This window comes from Microbacterium sp. CCH5-D1, from assembly GCF_001557335.1.
Taxonomy (GTDB): domain Bacteria; phylum Actinomycetota; class Actinomycetes; order Actinomycetales; family Microbacteriaceae; genus Microbacterium; species Microbacterium oxydans.
This window is the reverse complement of sequence record NZ_LSJW01000090.1, coordinates 1-3,560: the sequence shown is the minus strand read 5'-3', so window position 1 is coordinate 3,560 and position 3,560 is coordinate 1. Positions and strand designations below refer to the sequence as shown.

General features: G+C 71.9%; 4 protein-coding genes. All 4 read left to right on the top strand.

Annotation, left to right across the window (positions count from 1 at the left end; translation table 11 throughout):
* Window positions 1-929: dihydrodipicolinate synthase family protein (locus AX744_RS06165; RefSeq protein ID WP_061015850.1), on the top strand; the 929-nt coding region annotated here is incomplete at its 5' end.
* The gene (locus AX744_RS06160; protein ID WP_061015848.1) at window positions 929-1,864 is read left to right on the top strand and encodes an ROK family protein; all 936 of its coding nucleotides are present in this window, start codon (window positions 929-931) and stop codon (window positions 1,862-1,864) included. The genes AX744_RS06165 and AX744_RS06160, both read left to right, overlap by 1 nt.
* Complete coding sequence (locus tag AX744_RS06155; RefSeq protein ID WP_061015846.1) at window positions 1,861-2,547, top strand: N-acetylmannosamine-6-phosphate 2-epimerase; 687 nt, start codon at window positions 1,861-1,863, stop codon at window positions 2,545-2,547. The genes AX744_RS06160 and AX744_RS06155 overlap by 4 nt, the downstream gene beginning before the upstream one ends.
* Window positions 2,544-3,473 carry a DUF4862 family protein gene (locus AX744_RS06150; RefSeq protein WP_061015843.1) on the top strand — a complete coding sequence of 310 codons (930 nt, stop codon included), beginning with the start codon at window positions 2,544-2,546 and terminating at the stop codon, window positions 3,471-3,473. Before AX744_RS06155 ends, AX744_RS06150 begins: the two co-directional genes overlap by 4 nt.
* Window positions 3,474-3,560 lie beyond the last annotated feature (87 nt).

Genomic DNA, 3,560 nt, shown 5'->3' with positions numbered 1-3,560 from the left:
CCCCCGTCTTCGCGGGCGTCGTCCCGCCCGTCGCCACCCCGTTGCTCGAGGACGGCTCGATCGACCACGCCTCGCTCTCCCGTCTCGTCGACCGTCTCGTCGACGAAGGTGTCTCCGGACTCTTCGCCCTCGGCTCCACGGGCGAGACCGCGTACTTCACCGACGACCAGCGCGTGGAGCTGCTCCGCACGATCGTCGCGGCGAATGCCGGCCGGGTGCCGATCATCGCCGGCGCGATCGAGCTCACGGCTCCCCGCATCATCGAGACCGCCCGCCGTCTGGTCGACGCCGGCGCGCAGGCGATCGTCACGACGGCTCCGCTGTACACGCTGAACTCCGCCGCCGAGGTCGCCGACCACTTCCGCACCATCGCCGCGGCCATCGACGCCCCGCTGTGGGCCTACGACGTCCCGGTCCGCGTGCACTCCAAGCTCGGCATCGAGCTGCTCGTGCAGCTCGGCAGCGAGGGCGTGATCCACGGCGTGAAGGACTCCTCGGGCGACGATGTCTCGTTCCGCCGTCTGATCGCGGCGAACCGGGCGGCGGGGCGCCCGCTGCAGCTGCTCACCGGTCACGAGATCGTCGTCGACGCCATGGCGCTCGCGGGTGCCGACGGCGTGGTCCCCGGACTCGCGAATGTGGAGGCCGCGGGATACGTGCGGCTGTGGGAGGCGGCCAAGAGCGGCGACTGGGCGACTGCCCGGGCCGAACAGGAACGCATCAACCGTCTGTTCGACATCGTGTTCCAGCCGCAGGGGCTGTCGGGGGATGCGACCGGTGTCGGCGCGTTCAAGGCCGCCATGCACGCCCGCGGCATCATCGATCACGCCACCATGGCTCGCACCGTGCAGGCGCTCGACGACGATGCGGTCTCCAAGATCCGCGACATCCTCGACGAGCTGCACCTGCTCCCTGTCGCCGTCGCCTGATGGGCGAGGTCGTCCTCGCCGTCGACATCGGCGGCACCAAGACGGCCGCAGCGCTCGCCGACCGCCACGACACGCTGCTGCGCACCGAGGTGGCCACGACTCCCGCCGCGGAGGGGCCGACGGCCGTCGTGGCCACCGTCGTCGCCCTCGCCGAGCGGCTGCTCTCCGGCACCGGGCTGCGCCTGTCGGGAGTCGGCATCGGCGCCGCCGGGGTCGTCGATGCCGGGAGCGGGACGATCGTCTCGGCCACCGACACCTTCGCGGACTGGCCGGGCACCCCTCTTGCCGCCCTCGTGCGCGCCGGGCTGGGGGCGCACCTGATCACGGATGCTCCCGTGCGGGTGCAGAACGACGTCGATGCGCACGCGGCGGGGGAGTACCGGCACGGGGCGGCGGCCGGGGCGGCGAGTGCGCTCATCGTCGCGGTCGGCACCGGTGTCGGCGCCGGACTGATCCTGGGCGACGATGCCGTGCGCGGAGCGCATCACGTCGCGGGGGAGATCGCGCACCTCCCGGTGCCGGGAGCCGCGCACCTGCGCTGCCCCTGCGGCAGACCCGGACACCTCGAGGCGATCGGCTCCGGCATCGGCATGCACCGGCACTTCCTCTCGCTCGGAGGAGACCCCGGGATCACCGATGCCCGGGGGATCGCGGCGGAATCCGTTGCCGGTGACCCCATCGCCCGCCGCGCCATCGGCGAGTCAGCCGCAGCGGTCGGACGCGCCATCGCGGGAGCGGCCACGATCCTCGATCCCGAGCGCATCGTGGTCACCGGCGGCGTGCCGAACATCGGTGAGGACTGGTGGCGCCCGATGCGCGACGCCTTCCACGCCGAGGCGATCGATGCGCTGCAGAGCACGCCCATCCTGCCGGGTACTCTCGGCGACGACGCCCCGCTGCGGGGAGCTGCGGCATCCGTCTGGAGGAACCCATGAGACTCGCCGACCCCCTCGAGCAGCTGCGTGGCGGCCTGATCGTCTCGTGCCAGGCCTACCCCGGTGAGGCGATGCGCGACCCGCGGACGATGGCCCAGGTGGCCGCGGCTGCCCTCGTCGGGGGTGCCGCGGGCGTCCGGGTGCAGGGAATCGGCGACATCCGTGCGACGGCCCACCTCCCCGTGCCCGTCGTGGGTCTGTGGAAGGACGGCGATCGCGACGTGTTCATCACTCCGACGCTCGACCATGCCAGGGCCGTCGCCGACGCGGGAGCCGACATCATCGCGGTCGACGGCACCCGTCGCGATCGTCCGGACGGGTTGACTCTCGGGGAGACGATCCAGGGTCTTCGCACGCACACCGACGCCCTGATCATGGCCGATTGCGGTTCGCTCGACGATGCGCTCGCCGCAGAAGAGGCGGGCGCCGACATCCTCGGCACCACCCTGTCCGGCTACACGGGCGAGCGCCCGAAGACCACCGGCCCCGATCTCGAGCTCATCGAGCTGATGGCGGCCCGCTGCCGTCGTCCGATAGTCGCCGAAGGGCGCATCCACACGCCGGCGCAGGCCGCGGACGCGATCGCCGCCGGTGCCTTCGCCGTCTGTGTCGGCACCGCCATCACGCATCCCTCGACGATCACGACGTGGTTCGCCGATGCGGTCGCGCGAGCCCGCGCATGACTGCGCCCGTCCTCGTCAGCGCCTATCCGGCCTCTCCGGCGCACGCGCGCTGGGACCCGGAGCTCGAAGGGGAGCTGCTGCCCGCGCTGTGTGCGCTTCCCGGGGTCGCCGGGCTCGAAGTGCCGTGGATGGGAGGCATCCACCCGCACGACGAGACCTGGTTCCTCGCGAACGTGCCCGCCGTGCCGCTCGCCGTGACGCCGATCCCCTTCGTGATGGGGCGCCTGGGGAGCGACTCGCGATACGGTCTGGCGTCGACCGATGAAACGGGTCGCACGGCAGCCGTCGACGACCTGCGCCGCGTCGCCGCCGACATCGCGCGCATCGACCGCGAGAGCGGCGCGACCGTGGCCGTGGTGACCCTGCACACCGCCCCGCGAGTGGCAGGAGCCGTGGAACCGTTCGTGCGTTCGCTGCAGGAAGCCGCCGCCCTCGACTGGTCGGGAGCGCGCCTGGTCGTCGAGCACTGCGATGCGTCGGTGCCAGGGCAGATCCCGGAGAAGGGTTTCCTCTCCCTCGACGACGAGATCGCCGCGATCCGGTCAGCGGGAGCGCCGGTCGGGCTCTGGCTCAACTGGGGTCGCTCGGCGATCGAGCTGCGCGATGCGGACGCCGTGACCGCGCAGATCGCCGCAGCCGCAGCCTCCGGGTTCCTCGTCGGCCTCGCCTTCTCCGGCGCTGCGGCCGTGCAGAGTCCGTACGGTCCTCCGTGGGTGGATGCGCATCTGCCGATCGCCTCGACGCATCCGGAATCGGCCTCGCTCCTCGATGATGCACACGTCGCTGCGGCACTCGCGGCAGCGGGCGACGTCGCCTGGCTGGGGCTGAAGACGGCCCGACGCCCTGACGACGCCAGTGCCCGGGACGCCCTGCGCACCGTCGCGCGGAACCTCGAGGTGCTGCGCCGACCCTTGTTCGACGTCTGACCTCTCGCTAGAGTGACTTGAAATCAGACATCAGACGTCTGATTTCCGCACGAACAGAAAGGTCTGTCCATGCACGTTCCTCTCCCG

Bases quoted from the DNA above. Each gene is read 5' to 3' on its own strand.
- AX744_RS06160 (WP_061015848.1), top strand. From the start codon at position 929: ATGGGCGAGGTCGTCCTCGCCGTCGACATCGGCGGCACCAAGACGGCC.
- AX744_RS06155 (WP_061015846.1), top strand. From the start codon at position 1,861: ATGAGACTCGCCGACCCCCTCGAGCAGCTGCGTGGCGGCCTGATCGTC.
- AX744_RS06150 (WP_061015843.1), top strand. From the start codon at position 2,544: ATGACTGCGCCCGTCCTCGTCAGCGCCTATCCGGCCTCTCCGGCGCAC.